The organism is Agrobacterium sp. GW821-FHT02D03, assembly GCF_059421725.1.
In genome coordinates, this window is the sequence record NZ_JBWKVN010000001.1 from 494,165 (window position 1) to 512,163 (window position 17,999).

12 protein-coding genes are annotated in these 17,999 nt (G+C 60.0%); 3 read left to right on the forward strand and 9 right to left on the reverse strand.

Annotated elements, in window-relative coordinates:
* Positions 1 to 181: 181 nt before the first annotated feature.
* From AC07U5_RS02270 to AC07U5_RS02290, 5 genes are all read right to left on the reverse strand, one after another.
* Positions 182 to 658: a chemotaxis protein CheW gene (locus AC07U5_RS02270; RefSeq protein ID WP_062424868.1), complete on the reverse strand. Its 477-nt coding sequence runs from the start codon at positions 656 to 658 to the stop codon at positions 182 to 184.
* Positions 658 to 2,442, reverse strand: a complete 1,785-nt coding sequence (locus AC07U5_RS02275; protein ID WP_494722173.1) for a methyl-accepting chemotaxis protein — start codon at positions 2,440 to 2,442, stop codon at positions 658 to 660. Before AC07U5_RS02275 ends, AC07U5_RS02270 begins: the two co-directional genes overlap by 1 nt.
* Before the next feature lie 210 nt (positions 2,443 to 2,652).
* A complete protein-coding gene (locus AC07U5_RS02280; protein WP_494722174.1) occupies positions 2,653 to 6,813 on the reverse strand; it encodes a translocation/assembly module TamB domain-containing protein in 4,161 nt (1,386 codons plus the stop codon).
* A 98-nt stretch (positions 6,814 to 6,911) separates the two neighbouring features.
* Positions 6,912 to 8,840, reverse strand: a complete 1,929-nt coding sequence (locus tag AC07U5_RS02285; RefSeq protein ID WP_494722175.1) for an autotransporter assembly complex protein TamA — start codon at positions 8,838 to 8,840, stop codon at positions 6,912 to 6,914.
* Between the two features lie 271 nt (positions 8,841 to 9,111).
* The gene (locus AC07U5_RS02290; RefSeq protein WP_062424864.1) at positions 9,112 to 9,363 is read right to left on the reverse strand and encodes a YMGG-like glycine zipper-containing protein; all 252 of its coding nucleotides are present in this window, start codon (positions 9,361 to 9,363) and stop codon (positions 9,112 to 9,114) included.
* Between the two features lie 368 nt (positions 9,364 to 9,731).
* Here AC07U5_RS02290 and hemA point away from each other — a divergent pair, with 368 nt between their 5' ends.
* Complete coding sequence (hemA, locus tag AC07U5_RS02295; RefSeq protein ID WP_144622598.1) at positions 9,732 to 10,949, forward strand: 5-aminolevulinate synthase; 1,218 nt, start codon at positions 9,732 to 9,734, stop codon at positions 10,947 to 10,949.
* A 59-nt stretch (positions 10,950 to 11,008) separates the two neighbouring features.
* Here the strand turns inward: hemA and AC07U5_RS02300 are convergent, their stop codons facing one another.
* Positions 11,009 to 11,689 (reverse strand): metal-binding protein ZinT, encoded by a 681-nt coding sequence (locus AC07U5_RS02300; RefSeq protein ID WP_494722176.1) that lies wholly within the window; start codon positions 11,687 to 11,689, stop codon positions 11,009 to 11,011.
* A 153-nt stretch (positions 11,690 to 11,842) separates the two neighbouring features.
* Positions 11,843 to 13,042 (reverse strand): 1-deoxy-D-xylulose-5-phosphate reductoisomerase, encoded by a 1,200-nt coding sequence (dxr, locus tag AC07U5_RS02305; protein WP_494722177.1) that lies wholly within the window; start codon positions 13,040 to 13,042, stop codon positions 11,843 to 11,845.
* Positions 13,043 to 13,270: 228 nt separating this feature from the next.
* Between dxr and AC07U5_RS02310 the strand changes: the two genes are divergently transcribed.
* Together AC07U5_RS02310 and AC07U5_RS02315 are read left to right on the forward strand one after the other, a co-directional pair.
* Positions 13,271 to 13,969, forward strand: coding sequence for a phosphatase PAP2 family protein (locus tag AC07U5_RS02310; RefSeq protein WP_494722178.1), 699 nt, complete (start codon positions 13,271 to 13,273; stop codon positions 13,967 to 13,969).
* Positions 13,969 to 15,219 (forward strand): FAD-dependent oxidoreductase, encoded by a 1,251-nt coding sequence (locus AC07U5_RS02315; protein WP_494722179.1) that lies wholly within the window; start codon positions 13,969 to 13,971, stop codon positions 15,217 to 15,219. The genes AC07U5_RS02310 and AC07U5_RS02315 overlap by 1 nt, the downstream gene beginning before the upstream one ends.
* 273 nt (positions 15,220 to 15,492) lie before the next feature.
* On the opposite strand, the gene AC07U5_RS02320 is transcribed toward AC07U5_RS02315, so the two are convergent.
* Positions 15,493 to 16,668, reverse strand: coding sequence for a glycosyltransferase family protein (locus tag AC07U5_RS02320; protein ID WP_494722180.1), 1,176 nt, complete (start codon positions 16,666 to 16,668; stop codon positions 15,493 to 15,495).
* On the reverse strand, positions 16,665 to 17,912 hold the full coding sequence (locus AC07U5_RS02325; RefSeq protein WP_494722181.1) for a glycosyltransferase: 1,248 nt from the start codon (positions 17,910 to 17,912) through the stop codon (positions 16,665 to 16,667). Before AC07U5_RS02325 ends, AC07U5_RS02320 begins: the two co-directional genes overlap by 4 nt.
* Positions 17,913 to 17,999: the final 87 nt, after the last annotated feature.

Consider the following 17,999-nt stretch of genomic DNA (forward strand, 5'->3'; position numbering starts at 1 on the left):
CTTTCTTAGCGCGAGCGCAATAATGACGTGTAGAAAATACTCTTCGGTGGTGCGGTGATGGCTTCAGTGGTCAGCGGGATCTTTCCGGTGTCTCGCTCCGCAAGGCCTCCAGGGAAAAGCAAAAAGCCGCGCGGAGGTGTCCGCACGGCTTTGATGATTGGTCTTAAAGATGAGGCGCTGATCAGGCGGCCAGTTCATCCATATCGGTTCCCTTGAACATCTTGGCGAGGTTCAGGAAGCAGATCATGCCATGTTCGTTGGCAATGATGCCTTCGGAGAAGGACTTGTCAAAGGAGGCGGAGACTTCCGGAACTGGCTGAACCTGGCTCGCCGGGATGGTCAGAATGTCGGAGACGCGGTCGACCAGCATGCCGATGACCATGTTATGCACTTCGGCAACGACGATGGCGCTGCGCTCATTGGCAACCGTGCTCGTCATGCCAAGCTTGTAGGCAAGGTCGATGATCGGAATGACCGAGCCGCGCAGGTTCATGACGCCGATCACATCCGGTGGCGCATGCGGGATAGGCGTGGACGGTGCCCAGCCGCGGATTTCGCGGATCGTGGTCGTCTTGACGCAGAATTCCTGATCGTGAAGACGAAACGCTATGATTTCGAGGGTTTCGCCGCCGAAGTTTGTCGAGTTGATCATTGCCATCAGAATTCTTCCCAATCCTTTTGTGTCGGAGCCAGAGCCAGAGAACCGGATGTCGCGTAGACCGCGGGTTTCGGCTTCCTCTCCGGAGCGCGCGCAACGGGCGTTCTTTGTTCCAGCTTCACTGGTTGATTCGTAACAGAAGAATGTTTCTCAAATCTAAATTGCGCGAGAAGTTCGTGCAGGACATGCGCTTCATGCGCGAGGCCGTGGCTGGAGGCGGTCGTCTGCTCCACCATCGCGGCATTTTGCTGGGTGTTGGTGTCCATGGCTTCAACCGCGTGGTTGATTTCCTTGATGCCATTGGCCTGGTCATGCGCCGTCTCGACGATCGCCGCGACATTGGTGTCGATCTCCGCCACCTGGCCGACGATCTTGCTCAGCGCGTTGCCGGTCTCGCCGACGAGATCGACGCCTTCCTTTACCTGCGACGCGGAGGTGTTGATCAGCGTCTTGATCTCTTTTGCCGCATTGGCCGAGCGCTGCGCCAGTTCACGTACTTCCTGCGCCACGACCGCAAAGCCCTTGCCCGCTTCCCCGGCGCGTGCCGCTTCGACACCGGCGTTCAGTGCAAGCAGGTTGGTCTGGAAGGCAATGTCGTCGATGACGCCGATGATGTTGCCGATTTCATTCGAGGATTGCGAGATGCGGCCCATGGCATCGATTGCCTTGCCGACGATGAGGCCGGACTGTTCCGCATCGGCCTTGGTATTGGCAACGAGGCGGCCTGATTCTTCGGCACGTTCGGCGTTTTGCGCCACGGTGCGGGTGATCTCGTGCAATGCCGCAGAGGTTTGTTCAAGTGCCGCCGCCTGCTGTTCAGTGCGCCGCGCAAGGTTGTCGGTGGCGTCGCTGATTTCACGCGCACCCATGGTAATGCTGCTGGTGCTTTTCGCCACATCGCGCATGGCGCCTTGAAGCTTTTCCAGCGAGGCGTTGAGATCGTGGCGGACTTTTTCCAGCGTGGGGGTAAAGGGCACGGAGATCGTGCCTGTCAGGTCACCATTCGACAATGCCGTCAGGCTGGCGGCAAGATCGTCCACAGCCACAACGCGATCGGTCACGTCGGTCGCATATTTGACGATCTTGAACACCTTGCCGTTCTCATCGAAGATCGGATTGTAGGATGCCTGGATCCAGATCGGCTTGCCGCTTTTGCTTAAGCGCTTGTACTCGGCTGCGGTAAATGTGCCGCCAGCCAGAGTCCTCCAGAATTCGTTGTAGGACGGATCGTTGCGGACGCTGTCTTCGCAGAAAATGCGGTGATGCTTTCCCTGAATTTCTTCAAGTTTGTAGCCGACGGCATCGAGGAAATTCTGGTTCGCTGTGATGATGTTGCCGGTCGGGGTGAATTCGATGATGGCCTGCACACGCGAAATCGCCTCCAGCTTCCCGGCATCTTCGGACGCTTTCCGCTTCGTTTCGGTGATGACGGTTGCAAGCTTGACGACGCTCTTGACGCTACCGCCGGCCATGACCGGATTGTAGGAGGCCTCGATCCAGACTTCGTGTCCGCCATTGGCGATCCGCTTATACTGACGCTTGTCGAAACGGCCAGCCGCGAGATTTTTCCAGAACTGCCTGTAATCATCGCTGTTTGCGTAGGACGGTTCGCAGAACATGCTGTGGTGCTTGCCGATCACCTGATCGGCCGTGTAACCCATCGCGGTGCAGAAATTCTCATTCGCAGACAGGATTTTTCCCGAAGTATCAAATTCGATAATCGCCAAAGAACGACCAAGAGCGGCTAGAACCGCCTTGGCATGGGTTCCAGGAAGAGAAAGCATTCAGTGAACTCCATCACTCACGGTTCAACCGCAAGGTCACACCACTATTGCGTTGCGTGCAGACAAGAGCCTTAAGCGCAACCGGCGCGGATGGTTCAGGGCAACAACAATTGTTTTAGCCCATCAAATTTAAGAATCTCTGAATTTCAAAAAGTTTGACTATTCTCTTAACGTTACCACCTTAAATCTCATGGTTCACGCATAAGTTGATCAATATTCTTTCTCGTAGAAGATGCCGGCGGCGCCTTCTCCATCTGCGCCCGCGGAACCGCGCAGTTTCACGCCCCGGCCGACATCGAGATTGATGATCGCCTTGGCGCCGGAATCGCCGCTCTGCTCCAGCTCGAGATAGGTTCTGTCATTGATATATTTGCCGGCGGAGACACGCGCGCGCCCCTCGGCGTCGGTGGAGATATCAAGATCGTCAATGCCGAGATTGCTGCGCAGGCTGTCGAACAGGGAGGTGGAGCGACCGCCGGCCAGCTGACTTGCCGCATCCGCAAGCCGTGCAATCTGCAAGGGCGAGAGTTTCGACATGGACTGGCCGAAGATCAGCTGCGCCATGATCTCGTCCTGCGGCAGCGCGGGAGAGGAGCTGAAGGCAAAGGACGGATCGTTGGCATTGCCGCTGACGGTGACCGTTACGGTGTTGGAGCCTACGGTGGAATCGGCAGACATATTGAGAACGGGGATCAGGCCGCCGCCGAACGTGATGTCGCCATTGGTGAAATCGAGTCGACGGGTCAGAATTTCCAACCGGCCGCGGCGCATGGTGAAACCGCCAGAGACCTGTGGGTTCGCCGCCGTGCCGCGCACCGTCAGATTGCCGTTCAGCTCGGCGTCGACACCACGACCGCGCACGAAGATGCCACTTGGCGCATTGATCTGAAGATCGAGACCAATGGAGGAGGAGGTGCCGTCGCCACCCTGGTCGGCCCGCAGTTCCGCATCCTGGCGCCGGACCGCAGGAGGTGCGTTCTTGTGCTTGATGTCGATTTCCGTCAGCGAGGCCGGCAGGCGCTCAGGGATGGTGATGGCGCTCTTATCCAGCGTGATCGTTCCGGCCAGCATGGGCGAGGTCAGCACCGGCCCCTTCAACGTCACTGTGCCGCTGGCCTGGGTGGAGAACAGCGTACCGTCCACGTATGTGGCGCGGTTCAGCGTGAGGCTGAGATCGGCCGGGAAACCAGCGCCGGGATTGATGCCGATGGTGCCGGAGCCCGAGAGCGTTCCACCGCCTGACATGGCGCCGGTGAGCCGCGAAATGGTGGCGACATCGCGGTTGAAGCTGATCGTCGCGGCTATATTGTTGATGGTCAGATTGCGCCGAACATCGGTCACGCGGGCGCCGTCCGTGGTGATCGTGCCCGTTACCGAGGGTGCGGTTGCGGTACCTTCGATGCGAATATCGACAGCGGCGGAGCCGTTGACAACGAAGCCCTGGGCGGATGTCTGGGCTGCGAGCGCGGCAAAGGGAATATTGCCCTTGAAGCTCATGGCAAGCGGCCGGTCACCAGCAAGGCCGAGGGTGCCGCCACCGGACAGCGCCAGGCCGCCGCCTGCGGAAAGCGTCGTATCAAGCCGCACCGTCTGTCCCGCATAACGGCCATTCGCCTTGATGCCCAAGGGACCAAGGCCTGCGGCGCGCGTCTGGGCCACGGCTGCGTCCGACCAGGTCAGATCGTAATCGACAGCCGGATCGGTCGCTGCCCCTTTTGCCACGACCGTGCCGGAAATGGTGCCTGCCGCATCGAGCCCTGGCGAAAAGGCATTGGCAAGATTGGCGGGCAGCGCGCGGATGGCAACGTTGAGATCGAGCGTCGACCCAGCCGTCCCGTTGACATCGACACGCCCGTTGCCTGTCTGGATGGTGAGACCGGCGATACGGGCAGCGCCGTTTTCGATGGCGATCACAGTGGGGGCGGCAAGCCGCACCGGAATCCCGCGCGGCGTTGCCGAGAAGGCGTCCACGGAGACTGTCATTGGCGAGGCACCGGTGTTTGCCCGACCCTTGAGCACAAGCGGCGCATTGTCATAACGACCGTTCAGATCGAATGTGGTGGCGTTGGCCGCATGATCGATATCAAGCGTGATCCCGGAGAGGACCGCAGCACCCGCATCGATCTTGTCCGCCTTTACATTGCCGTTGATGGCGAGCGCCAGAAGATCGTCCACCTTCAGATCGGCCACCAGTCCGGCAATCGTCGTGGTGCCCTGCCGTAATGTGTTGCCGCTGGCGCGAATGGTGGCGGCAATCTTGTCATTGGTATTGCTGATGGCGACATCGCCCTTCAGGTCACCGCTTGCCTGCTGGGCGGCGAGCGCTGCCAGCAGTGAGATATCGGGAAAATCGAAGAAAAGGTCGCCGGATGGCAGGAATTGCGGCGTCAGTTGCAGCTTGCCGGTCAAGACATTCGGGCCGACCTTGACGTTCAGCTCCGGAATGGCCGTGCCTTCACCCGTCTGCACAAGCGCGGCAGAGGCATCGATCGGCTGGTTGTCGAGCGTACCGGTCGCCTGGAACTTGGCTTGCGGGGCTGCGACATCCGCCTTGCCGCTGGCGGAAACCTTGAGCGATTGCAGTGAGCGTCCGGCCAATGTTGCACGGGTGGCTGAGAGATTGGCGGTGAAATCCGCCGCATTGATCGGGCCGTTTGCCTCTAGCGAAAAGTCAAGCGACCCTTGCGCCTGCGGTGACAGCTTCTGCAGCGAGGGCAGGCGGCCGGAGAGTTTTGCACCGATCGTGCCATTGTCGAGGGTCACATCGCCATTGGCTTCAAGCGTGCTCGACTTCACCACAAGGTTTTCAAGGCTGGTCGCGCCGCCGATGAGGCTGTTGACATAGCCGTCAATCGCAATCGTTCCGTCGAATTTCTCAGACAGACCAGTCGGCAGTACCGACGGCAGCACGAAGAGGCGCAGGTTCGATGAGACGCGGCCTTCGGTGAGATCGTAGGAGCCACTTGCCGTGCCGCCGATGCTGGCGCTTTCCAGTGTGGCGCCTTCAAAGGCGATGGATTGCGGTGAGACGCGCAAGGGCGCGCTGAGCTTCAACGGTGCCTTGATGGCGCGCTCCAGATCGGGCGCGGTCAGCGCCGACTGATCGACGGCAAGCAGCGTGCGGATCGTACCGGTGCGGCTGGCGACATTCAGATCGTCGCTGGTTGCGGTCAGCTTCACACCCTGAAGCGTGCCTTGCGGCGCGGTGAGCGAGCGCAGCGACACGACCGTGTTCAATCTGGCCGCATCGGCATTGCCGCGCAGGCTGAGATCGATGCCATCGACCAGCGCCTGGACTTCATCCTGCCCGAGCGGCAGGCGCACATCGACGGGGCCGTTGGTGCCGATCAGATTGGCGGTCAGATCGTTCTGGCCTTGCGGATCGATGCTGCCGGAGGCCGTCAGGATCAGAGCGCCGGTTTCCAGATTGCCGCTTTCGACGCTGATGCGTCCTTCTGGCGAAATTGATGTGGCAAGGTCGATCTTGGTCTCTCCGGTAAAGAGCTGGCGCATCAGTGGCGGAAGCAGCCGATCCGGCTCCCCGCCGCCCCGCAGCGTGATCCGGCGCGTTCCATCGGATGCCAGGCTATGACGGCCATCAAGCGTTAGGACCTGGTTTCCGCCAACGGAGCCGACGAGCTTGCCCGTCCAGTCCGACAGCGGTCCATCGCCATTGAGGTCGATGGAGACGGCGGGAGCGCCGGGAAGACGCAGCAGATTGGCGAGCAGACCGCCTTCCGGTTCGTTCAACAGCGCCTTGAGTTTCAGCACGTTCTCGCCCGGAACATAGGCGAAGTCGGCGTCGATCGAAGCGCGCTGTTCATCCTTGCGGGTGACGGAGAGGGAGGCTGTGATCGTATCGGATGCGGCATAGCCATGGCCGGATGCGCTGAGCGAGAACGGACGGCCGGCAAGCTTTTGGCCGAGTTCGATATTCGGCAGGGAGAGATCGTCAATGGCCACTTCGACAGGCAGGGTAAAGCTGCCGGAACTCTGATCGGCCGGTTCCGTCGATGGAAGAGGGAGACGATCGACGGTGATAGTGGCGGCTGTCAGCTTCTCGGCATGGAATTTACCGGTCAGGAGATCGAGCGGCGACCAGTCGAGCTCGACGCCGTTGAGCTTGGCGTAGGGGCCATCCCGATCGGCAATCGTCACCGTGTCCAGCCGCAGCCTGCCGCTCAATAGGCCTTCCGGCGGCGAAATGGTGATCGTCCGATCCTTGCTGGAGGCAAGCCGTGAGACTTCGTCTGCTACGAAACGTGCGCCGAAGGGGCTCAAGCCCAGGAAAAGAACCACCACCGCAAGAAGGGCGACAGCCCCGAGCGCGATATAGGCGAACCACTTCAGCAATCGAATCAGGATGGTCATGAAGGATAATCTACACTTCGCTTCGTCGTCGTGACAGATGTGGACATTGTGCCTTTGAGAGGCCAAGCCCGGCGTGGTTGGCTGTACCTTCTTCAGCTTCAGAAGGCTTGTCCGATACCGGCGTAGATGCCGAAGCTGCTGCCGTTTGGATATTTCTCCAGCGGCATGGCGACATCAAGACGCAAGGGTCCAAAAGGTGTCTGATAGCGAAGGCCAATGCCGGCGCCAGCACGGATATCGGAAAAATCCGGGGTGATCTCGGGGGAGACGATGCCCGCGTCGACGAAGGGCACGATGCCGATGGTCTCGGTCACCTTGATGCGTGCCTCCAGCGATGTGACGATATAGGAGCGTCCGCCGGTCGCTTCGCCATTGGCCGCATAGGGCGAGATTTCCTGGTAACTGTAACCGCGCACCGAGCCGCCACCGCCCGCAAAGAAGCGGCGTGTGGTGGGAATGTCTTCCAACGAGCCGCCGCCAACCAGCACGCCGCCTGCAAGCTTGCCCGCCAGCACCACCTGATCATCCGAGCCGAGGCCGAGATAGCCGGTGGTCGAGCCTTCGAGTGAGCTGAAGATCGTGCCGTTCAAGGCTTCATAGCTTGGCGTGGCCGCAATTGAAGCGCGGAAGCCCTGCGTCGGGTTGAGCTTGTCATTGCGCTTGTCGCGGACAAATTCCAGGGGGACCGAAGTCGTCAGATACTGGTTTTCACCGAACGCATCCTCGGTGTTTTCCCACTCGACTTCGAGACCGGCAGATGCGGTGTCGTAGTCGTTGAAATCATAGGCAAAGCCGGCATAGGCCGTGACCGTCTGGGCGTCGTAGCTGTCCGGATGCTCGGTCTTGGCCTTCAGGCTCGCGGTGAAGGTGGTCTCAGGCGTGAAGATCCCGGGCTTCACGAAGGTGATGCCGGCGGAATAATCCATGTCCTGAACGGTGGACGCTTCCCCAAGGCGCGTGACGGCACCTTCGATGCGGAGCGACTCGGCTTTTCCAAAGAGGTTCCGGTGGCCCCAATAGCCCTGCAAGCCAGCGCCTTCGGTGGTTGAATACTGCGCGCCGACGCCGAAATAGCGGAACTTGCCTTCCGAGACTTCAATGGTCAGCGGCAATGTTCCGTTCGGGGCCAGCGTGTTGGCTTCCTTGATGGAGATGCTGGAAAAGACACCGAGCTTGCGCAGGCGGTCGGAGGCCTTGCGCAGTCTTTCCGGCGAGTAGGGCTCGCCGCTGTTCAAGCGCGAGTATCGGCGGATGAAGTCGGCATCAACGGCCCGGTCGCCTTTGACCGTCACATCCCCCGTTGCGGCGATGGGGCCGGCTTCTGCCACCATGGTCAGATCGACTGTGTTGTTGGCGTGGTTGGCGACGGCCTCGCGCTTGGTCAGCTTGGCAAAGGGCCGGCTTTCGGATTTCAGATCTTCAATCAGCTTGTTGCCGGCGCGAATGATGGCAAGGGAGCCCGCGTCTCCGCCGGTCACGAGACCATATTCAGCAGGGGTGTGCCCGCCCACTTCACCCTCAAATCGTACGGTGCCGAGCGTGAAGACCGGTCCCGGCGTCACATCGATAACGATCGGCACAGGCCCAGAGGTGTTGAAGGTCGGAACGGGCGGAATGGAATCGATATCCTGCCCGGCAATGGTGATCTTGACGATGCCGCCATAGCGCGCGTTCTCATAAAGGGCCGCAACCAGCCTATCGCGATCGTCCTTGGCGCGGATCAAAAGCCCAAGATCGCCCGATGCCGGCTTGTCCGGCTCTGCGACCAGAAGAGAACTCTTTTCCAGACTGTCGCGCAGCTTGCTGTCGGCACCCGGCGTGTTGAGGGTCACGGTAAATTTGACGGGATTGAGAACTTCATTCTCTTTGTCGTCGTCGGATCCCCACAGCTGGATGCCGAAGATCTTCAACGCGAAGGCCTCGCGCACGAAACCCGGAGAACAGGTAACGGCTGCCGCCACCGCCAATGCAGTGCCTGCCCTCCAGTACGCAATACTCTTCCGTTGGTCAGTCCGCTTGTTTGGCATACGCTGCTTTATGGTTGAGCATTTATTATTGCTCCCGCCCGTTTATCCTTCGTTAAAGCGCGTGGCGATCCAAAACAAATCGCGCGCTCCGCCTCCCGTTCGTCGCAGTCCTGCGGCGCAGACAACGGCTTTGCCGTTTTACGCTGGTTGCTGATACCCTTAAATTTAATCATAAATCAGAGACAGGGGGCACCCCAAAAACGGTCACATGCATGTGGAAACAAAAAAGCCCCGGTTTTTGCCGGGGCTTCTGATGCAATTGTGCCACGCCTTAGCGGCAACGTGCCGTGTAACGCTGACCGTACTGGTCGCGATAGTAGCAATAGCCCGGCTCAGACGCGCGACCGATAAGGTAGCCCGTCGCGCCACCAATCAGACCGCCGACTGCCGCGCCGCGCACGTTACCGGTAATAGCGCCACCAGCCAGCGCACCGATCACTGCGCCGCCACCAGTGGTCTTTTCAGTCTGCGTGCAGCTTGCGAGCGCCAGACCCATAACAGCAAAAACAACAGCCTTCTTCATGAACTCTCTCCACGTTACATTTGAGCTCGATGGCTCTCGGTAGGCGTCCCAATACATCTGCGGCGACTGCTACCTCCGACCGCTGCAGATATCTAACAAGTCGAGTGTTACTGTGGAAGCCCCCATTTAAGGCTGCGCTCCCCTGGTCAATCGATTGTGCCCTACTCAACGGCGCGTCGATGAAAAGGTTCCAAATTTTTTAGCAGTTTGACATGAATCAAGTTTGTCATTCCTTTAGAGTCTTATAAGAATATTGGAACGGTTCAAAAGTGGAGGCGAATTGACGCAGCGATGCAATATCGGCGTCAAGGGGGTTGACGGTTCAAGGAGGTGGACCGAAAACGCTTGCACGTATTCTGGAGCATGGAATGGACTTCGAGGCATATTTCAAGACCGAACTGGATGGCTTGCATTCGGAAGGCCGCTACCGCGTTTTTGCCGACCTCGAGCGGCAACAGGGACATTTTCCGAAGGCAACCCGTTACACCGCCGATGGTGAAAAGCGCGACGTCACGGTCTGGTGCTCCAACGACTATCTCGGCATGGGTCAGAACCCCAAGGTGATCGAGGCGATGAAAGCCGCGATCGATCACTGTGGCGCGGGTGCGGGAGGCACCCGGAATATCTCTGGCACCAGCCATTATCACGTCAAACTCGAGCGCGAACTTGCCGATCTGCACGGCAAGGAATCGGCGTTGATCTTCACCTCCGGTTACATCTCCAACTGGGCGACGCTTGGTACGCTTGGTCAGAAGATCCCTGGCCTGATCATCTTCTCGGACGCGCTGAACCATGCCTCGATGATCGAAGGCATTCGTTACGGCCGTTGCGAGAAGGTCATCTGGAAGCACAACGATCTCGAAGATCTGGAAGCCAAGCTGAAGGCCGCCGATCCGGCAGCACCGAAGCTGATCGCCTTCGAATCGGTCTATTCCATGGATGGCGATATTTCGCCGATCAAGGAGATCTGCGATCTCGCCGACAGGTACGGCGCCATGACCTATCTTGATGAAGTGCATGCGGTCGGCATGTATGGCCCGCGCGGTGGCGGCATCGCCGAGCGCGAAGGCCTGATGGACCGCCTGACGATCATCGAAGGTACACTCGGCAAGGCTTTCGGTGTGATGGGCGGCTATATTGCAGCGTCGGAAGCGCTCTGCGACTTCATCCGTTCTTTCGCCTCCGGTTTCATCTTCACCACGGCGCTTCCGCCGTCCCTGGCAGCCGGTGCCGTGGCTTCGATCCAGCACCTGAAGGCCAGCCCCTTCGAGCGCGCCCGTCATCAGGAGCGCGTGCGCACGCTGCGTTCCATGCTGGACGCGAGCGGTATTCCGCATATGGCAAACCCCAGCCACATCGTTCCGGTGATGGTGGGTGATGCCGCCAAGTGCAAATGGATTTCCGATATCCTGCTCGATGACCATGGCGTCTATGTGCAGCCGATCAATTATCCGACCGTGCCGCGCAAGACGGAGCGTCTGCGCATCACGCCGACCCCGCTTCACACCAATGCGGATCTCGAAGGTCTGGTCGGTGCGCTTCATCAGCTGTGGTCGCGTTGCGCGCTGGCGCGGGCTGTTGCCTGATCGTCACCTCATCTGTCTGAAAAGGGGCGCAGCTTGCCGGCTGCGCCCCTTTTTAAATTTTAGTGCTCAAGCATCTCCCGGACGATCTCCTTGCCCGACAGGGACGACGGGTAGTAGGTCGGCCAATTGGTCAGTTCCTTCAGCACCGTGGCGCGGTCATCACCCCAGTAGAGGTGGTAGTGGCCAGCCTTTTGCGGCGCGATGGTGTGGTCGCTGAACTGGATGTATTGTGGTGCTGATGCATCGCCGCCGGTCTTCTTGAAGATGTAGCGAACGCCGCGATTTCCCTTCTTGTAGGTCAGGATCTCATAGCCGTCGCTGGCATACTTGCCTTCTGTGGCCTCGCCGTCCCGATAGAAGGTCACGTCGTCGCCCTTGATGGTGATGCGGTTGACGTCGGTCTTGTAGCCGACATCATATTCCTCACGAAACGCCTTGGCGCTCTTCTTGCCGTGCTCGGCCTTGTGCTGCATCACCGGATCGAGCGTGCCATCCACGAGATAGGGATAGACCGACTGCCAATCGCCTTCCCAATCGGAGAGCGGGCGCTCCTTCACGGCGCTGTCCTCGAAGTAGCCCTTATAGACGTCGCTGGAGCCGTGCGAGTGCCCGTGGGAATGGTTATGGGCGTGGTTGTGGCTTTCGGACTTTGCCGGCGCTGATTTCTCCTGTGCCACGGCGGCAGTGGACAGAAGCAGCAACGCGCTGACGGAGAGGGCGAGGGCTTGCGTGAGTTTCATCGTGTTTCCTCATTTGTGATGTAATAACGTAACAAGACGCGACATAACGAGAAAGCTGGGGCGTGGCAAGTCGGGATCGACATTTTACGCACAGCTATGCGCCCGATGGCGTCCACCGGGTTGTCGTCCTGTCGATCACTGTGAGGAGAGGCCCTACGCGGCCTTCTGCTTCTGCCGGATCACATCCTCGGCATAAGCGCGGGCTTGCGCGTCGGCGGCCAGAATGGCTTCGATCGTATCGGCTGGCCTGCCATCATTCATCCGCTCCATGACGGATTCGACCGTATCGGCCATGTGCAAGAAGCCGATCTTGCCATCGACGAAGGCGTGAAAGGCGGTTTCCTCTGCGGCGTTCAATACAGCACCCTGCACGCCGCCGCGTTGCAGCGCCAGACGCGCGAGCCTGATCGAGGGGAAACGGTCCTCGTCCGGTGCCTCGAAATCCAGCCGTGCCAGCTTGGCAAAATCCAATCGCTCGACATCGAGCGTGCCGCGGCCGGGATAGGTCAGGGCATAGGCGATCGCCGTGCGCATATCCGGGCAGCCGAGCTGGGCGATGACCGAACCGTCGGTATAGGCCACCATGGAATGAATGATGGATTGCGGATGGACGATCACTTCGATCTGCGAGGGCTCAAGGTCGAAAAGATATTTCGCCTCGATCATTTCCAGCGCCTTGTTGAACATGGAGGCACTGCCAATCGAGACTTTCAAGCCCATGGACCAGTTGGGATGGGCGCGCGCGATCTCGGCGGTGACGCCATCCATCTGCTCGCGGCTCCAGGTGCGGAACGGGCCGCCGGATGCGGTGAGGACGATGCGCTCCACCTTGTCGCGGTTCTGAGGCTCCAGGCACTGGAAGATGGCGCTGTGTTCGCTATCGACCGGAATCAGCGTGCCGCTGCCCTCGCGCATGGTGGAGATGAAGACATCGCCGCCGGTGACGAGGCACTCTTTGTTGGCGAGTGCGATATTGGCACCGCGACGCGCGGCTGTGAGCGTCGGTTCAAGCCCGGGTGTGCCGGCAATCGCCGCCATGACCCAATCGGCCTCCAGGCTTGCGGCTTCCTGCAAGCCGCTTTTGCCCGATGCGACGGCAATGCCGCTTCCGGCCAGTGCGTCTTTCAGTTCGGCATATTTTTCGTCATCGGCGGTGACGGCGAGCTTCACGCCAAGTTCGCGCGCCTGTTCAGCCAGCAACGCCACATTACCTGCCCCTGTCAGCCCCAATATCTCGAAGCGATCGCGTCCGCCAAGCTGGCGGATGACATCCAGCGTGTTCGTTCCAATTGAGCCGGTGGCGCCGAGGACGGTCAGTTTTTCAGGCGGGTTGCTGCCCTTTTGGCGTGTCATGTGAAATCCGGCTTTGGTGGAAACTGTTACCTCATGGCTCTACAAGCGAAACCGGGGCAGAACAAGGTCAAAGCCTGTCAGCGATTTTTCGCCACTATTGCGTCCTCTTCCTCACCGATGACATCTGCGTGCGTCGCTTGCCAATAATGGTGTGAGCATGCAGGTTGTGTGGCTTGATGCGACGCGCCCTGACGCATTGGATACGGCATTGATAAATAGAGGATTTTCATGAAGCGATTTTTGATCTCCAGCGGCTGGATTTTCGTCATCACCCTGTTGCTGGTGCTTGTTTTCATTCCCTTCGATCCGCGCATCTCGGAGCGGGCGCAGGCGCTTCCCGGCTCAATCGTCGGCTTCAACGAGGCGATCACCGATTTTGGCACCTTTCGCTGGATGCTCTACAGCACCGGGCTCTTTGCCATCCTTGCCTATATTGCCGCGCGCTTTTTCCTGGCGAGCCCCTATTCGGGGAGGCTGCGCACCGCATGGCGGCTCTTTGCCTATTTCTTCCTGACGATCGGCAGCGCCAGCATCTTCGTGCATCTTTTGAAATTCCTGATTGGTCGTGGACGTCCCGAACTCTATGCCGAGATCGGCGCCTACAGCCTGACGCCATTTACCGGCGACAATCTCTATGAGAGCTTTCCCTCCGGCCATTCCACGGCGGCGGGTGCCTTCTTCGGCGCCTTTGCCATGCTGATCCCGCGCTTTCGCTATGTGTTCATGGCGCTGGCGCTCGTCATCGGCGTTTCGCGGGTGATCGTCGGGGCGCATTATCCAAGCGATGTGGCGGCGGGCCTTCTGCTCGGCATCTGGACGGCCATGCTCTTCGCCTTTATCTTCGCGCGCAAGGAATGGTTGTTCCGTTTGATCAAGGGCTGGCCCTATCCGAAGAACACGCCGCTTCCGCCTGCCGATCAGGCATGATGACACAGGACATTGCCATGCCAAGCGACGACCACGACGACGCCCAGGCGATAGAGACCACGGTTGCCATCGTCGGCGGTGGGCCGGCGGGCATGATGCTCGGTCTGCTTCTGGCGCGGGCGGGGATCGATGTCACCGTCATCGAAAAGCATGGCGATTTTCTGCGCGATTTTCGCGGCGATACGATCCACCCCTCGACGATTGCACTCATCGAGCAACTGGGTTTTGCCCAGGAATTTCTGGCGCTGCCGCATACCAAGGCGGAGAAGCTGCATGCGGATGTTGGCGGTCACAAGCGCACCATCGCGGATTTCTCCTGGCTGCCGGTCAAACACAAGTTCATCGCCTTCATGCCGCAATGGGATTTTTTGAACTTTCTCGCTGGCAAGGCCGGACAGTTCGAGAGCTTCCGCCTGTTGCACAATGCGGCTGTCAGCGACCTTATCGAGACCAAGGGGAAGGTGAGCGGCCTCAAGCTCTCCACGCCCTCCGGCGTCCTTACCGTGAAGGCCGATCTGGTCGTTGGTGCCGATGGCCGCAATTCCACGGTGCGCGACAAGGCCGGGCTGCATGTCGAGCGCTTCGGCGTTCCGACGGAAGTTCTGTGGATGCGGCTTTCGAAACAGCCGGGCGATCCCAACGAGACCATGGGCCATGCCGGCCCGCAGCAGGGCTTCGTGCTGATCGATCGTGGAGACTACTGGCAATGCGGCTATGTGGTGCGCCGCGGCGTCTATTCCGAGATCAGCGAGAAAGGCATCGAAGCTTTCCGCACGCGCGTCGCCGAGGTCTGCCCGCTGCCCGCCGATCGGCTGCAGGAGATCAAGAGCTTCGACGATGTGTATCTTCTCACCGTCCGCATCGACCGGCTGACGCAATGGTGGAAGCCCGGCTTGATCTGCATCGGCGACGCCGCGCACGCCATGTCGCCGATTGGCGGTGTGGGCGTCAATCTCGCCATTCAGGATGCGGTGGCGGCGGCCAATATTCTGGTGCCGGCTCTGCGTGACAAAGGCTCAATCTCCGACGACGATCTGGCTGCGATCGAACAGCGCCGGACTTTTCCCACTAAGGCAACCCAAAAGCTGCAATTGATGATGCGCAGCAAGAACCGCAAGGATCACGAGGCGGCCCCCAAGGCCAAAGGCCCGCCCGCCTTCGTGCGCGCCATCATGCGCTTTCCGCTTCTCGCCCATCTGGCTGGCCGTTTGATCGGACTTGGGTTTCGGCGGGAAAAGATCAACTATTAAGCGGGCTGTCGGGCGTGGGGGTGCCTTGGAGACACCACACGTTTCCGGCTGATTCGGCCTTCAACACAGTGCGAAAACCTCTCCGCCGTCATCCTCGGCCTTGTGCCGAGGATCCACGAAATAAGGCCACAAACGCTTCAAAAATATGGATCCTCGGGTCAAGCCCGAGGATGACGAGGTGGATGGATTTATCCCCCATATGAACGTTGTGCGGAAGACGCCTTCTGAGCTCAGGTGGACGGGTACATGGCCGTTGCTACAAGGGTCGAAACCCTACGCGTCATCCATCTGATGCTCAGCATAGAGCCTACGCAGAACGCGCGCCGTGCCGTTGGCGCCATCGAGATCAAGGCTGATCTCGCCGGGCTCCGGTAGAGCCAAGGCTGCGCGGATGGCCTCTGCCATGGTCTGCGGCGAGATGGCGTTTTCTTCCAGCACCTGGGCAAGGCCAAGCTTTTCCAGACGCGAGGCGCGGGCGCCCTGTTCGGTTTCGCCGCCCGCAGCGAAGGGGATGAGCAGCGAACGGCACTTGGCCTGCAGGATATCGCAGACGGTGTTATAGCCGGCTTGCGAGATAGAGAGCTTTGCACCAGAGAGAAGGCTGGCGAAATCCTTGCGGAAGCGGAAGATGGAAATAGTCTCGCCGGCTTGAGCCGAAATCGCATCGAAATCCGCCTGCGGCATGTTGGGGCCGGTGATCAGGCACCAGGATTTCAGTTCGGGGATGTGTGGTGCGGCGGCAAGCGCTGCTTTCAGAAGCGCGCCGCCCACGGCGCCGCCGCCTGCGGAGACCACCACGTCGAAACGCTCCTGCGGCGGCTGTGGTTTTGCCGGTGCGACGAGGCCGGTATAGACGATGCGCTGGCTGATCTGTTCGGCAAGCGGAAAGGTCTCTTCCAGCCGCACGAAGTTTGGATCGCCATGGACGAGCACCGTGTCGAAGTGTTTCTTGACGAGATCGATGGTCTCTTCGTCGCGGCCGGGCTTGGCACGCTCCTGCAGAATATCGCGCAGCGACGTCATCACCAGCGGGCGCTTGATGCTTTTCTCGATGGCGGAGAGTAGCGGCAGCAGTTCGAAACGCACCTGTCTGCGGCCAAAGGGAAAGGCCTCGATGATGACGATATCCGGCATGGCGCCTTGATAGGCTCCCAGCAGCATGCTGGTACGATTATCCTTGAAGGCATCGTCCACCGGCGCGCCATTGGCATCGACGAGGCCTGCAAAATTGCCATCGGCCACCGCCACCGGCGGCAGTTCGACATGGCGAATGCCTTCGCCCGGAAAGCCCGGAACCGGCGTTCCGCCTGTCACCATCGTCACGTCGAAGCCATCGGCGACCAGTGCATGGGCCACGCGGCTGGCGCGGGCGATATGGCCGATGCCGAGCAGATGCTGGACATAGAAGAACACGCGAGGGGCTTGTGTAGCGTCGGTAGCAGTGGTCACGGGGTCTTCTCCCATTCCTGTTCGAAGAGATTTTTGAGGTCGGTGATGCTGGTGCGATGATCGAAGGCGGTGCGCACGCGGTGTTCGGCGGCTTGGCCCAGCTTCGCTCTCAGCGCGGGATCGGAGATGGCGCGCGCCAGCGCTTTGGAGAAGGCGGCTTCGTTTTCCGGTTCTGTCAGCAGGCCGTTTTCGCCATCGACGAAGAATTCCGGAATGCCCGAAATATTGGTGGAGACGCAGGTCAGCGCCTGGCTGGAGGCTTCCACGAGAACATTCGGCAGGCCGTCGCGGTCGCCATCGGCGGTGATGCGGCAGGCGAGCGCGAAGAGATCGGCCTTGCGATAGTGCTCCAGCACCTGTTTCTGATCCATCGCGCCCGTCCAGGTGATCCTGTCGGCGATACCCAGTTCCTCGGCGAGCGCTTTCAGCGTCGCCAGTTCGTCGCCGCCACCAATATGGGTGAAGCGCCAGTGCAGAGACTGTGGCAGGGCGGCAAGCGCCTTCAGCAGAATGTCGATGCCCTTCTTCTTCACCGCGCGGCCAACGCCCAGGATCTGCACCGGATCGGCGGGGTGTGAGCCATCGCGTGGCGGGCGGGTACCCTCCATCGGTGGAAAGCGCGTGAGGTCGAGGCCGTGATAGCTTAAATGCACCGTGGCTGGAGTGGGCGACAGCGCCTGCAGATGGCGATAGCCGCTGGCGGTGCAGGTTACGGCCCAACGGGCGCTGCCGAGCTTGTAGGAGAGATCGGCATCCGTCGAGGTCCAGATATCCTTGGCATGGGCCGAGATCGTCCACGGAATGCCGGTGATCAGATGCGTATAGGCGGCAACGGAAGCGGGCGTGTGGATGAAGTGGACGTGCAGCCAGCCGGCATCCCGCGGCCATTCATGGGAGAGCACCGCCGCCTGACCGAATCGGCGGAAGCGGTTGCGGGAAAAGTCGTGGCGGAGATCATGGAGGAATTGCCGCAGCGCCTTGCCGAAGCCAGGCTTCCTGCGGCAAGCCCATAGCGCTTTCAGCACCCGCAGCGGTTCCTCATGCAGATATTCCGGCAGGTAGGTGACGGGCGCGCGAATTTCGTCATGCACCGGGTGGCGCTTCTTGTCGGTGGGGCGGCGCATGGAGACGAGGTCGAGTTCGAGCCCGGCTCTTTCCAGTCCCAAGAGTTCCTGTGCGATGAATGTCTCGGAGAGGCGCGGATAGCCTTTCAGCAGCACCACGATTTTCTTTTTTGCGGTCACGTCGTCGTGCCTTCTTTTCTTTGGCGCAATCACCCTTGGCGCAATGCCGGCGAATGTGAGGGGCGCAACATCACCAGACGTTTCGCG

Excerpts from the sequence above, each read along its gene's own strand:
- AC07U5_RS02270 (WP_062424868.1), bottom strand. The coding sequence starts at position 658 with ATGGCAATGATCAACTCGACAAACTTCGGCGGCGAAACCCTCGAAATC.
- AC07U5_RS02275 (WP_494722173.1), bottom strand. The coding sequence starts at position 2,442 with ATGCTTTCTCTTCCTGGAACCCATGCCAAGGCGGTTCTAGCCGCTCTT.
- AC07U5_RS02280 (WP_494722174.1), bottom strand. The coding sequence starts at position 6,813 with ATGACCATCCTGATTCGATTGCTGAAGTGGTTCGCCTATATCGCGCTC.
- AC07U5_RS02285 (WP_494722175.1), bottom strand. The coding sequence starts at position 8,840 with ATGCCAAACAAGCGGACTGACCAACGGAAGAGTATTGCGTACTGGAGG.
- AC07U5_RS02290 (WP_062424864.1), bottom strand. The coding sequence starts at position 9,363 with ATGAAGAAGGCTGTTGTTTTTGCTGTTATGGGTCTGGCGCTCGCAAGC.
- hemA (WP_144622598.1), top strand. The coding sequence starts at position 9,732 with ATGGACTTCGAGGCATATTTCAAGACCGAACTGGATGGCTTGCATTCG.
- AC07U5_RS02300 (WP_494722176.1), bottom strand. The coding sequence starts at position 11,689 with ATGAAACTCACGCAAGCCCTCGCCCTCTCCGTCAGCGCGTTGCTGCTT.
- dxr (WP_494722177.1), bottom strand. The coding sequence starts at position 13,042 with ATGACACGCCAAAAGGGCAGCAACCCGCCTGAAAAACTGACCGTCCTC.
- AC07U5_RS02310 (WP_494722178.1), top strand. The coding sequence starts at position 13,271 with ATGAAGCGATTTTTGATCTCCAGCGGCTGGATTTTCGTCATCACCCTG.
- AC07U5_RS02315 (WP_494722179.1), top strand. The coding sequence starts at position 13,969 with ATGACACAGGACATTGCCATGCCAAGCGACGACCACGACGACGCCCAG.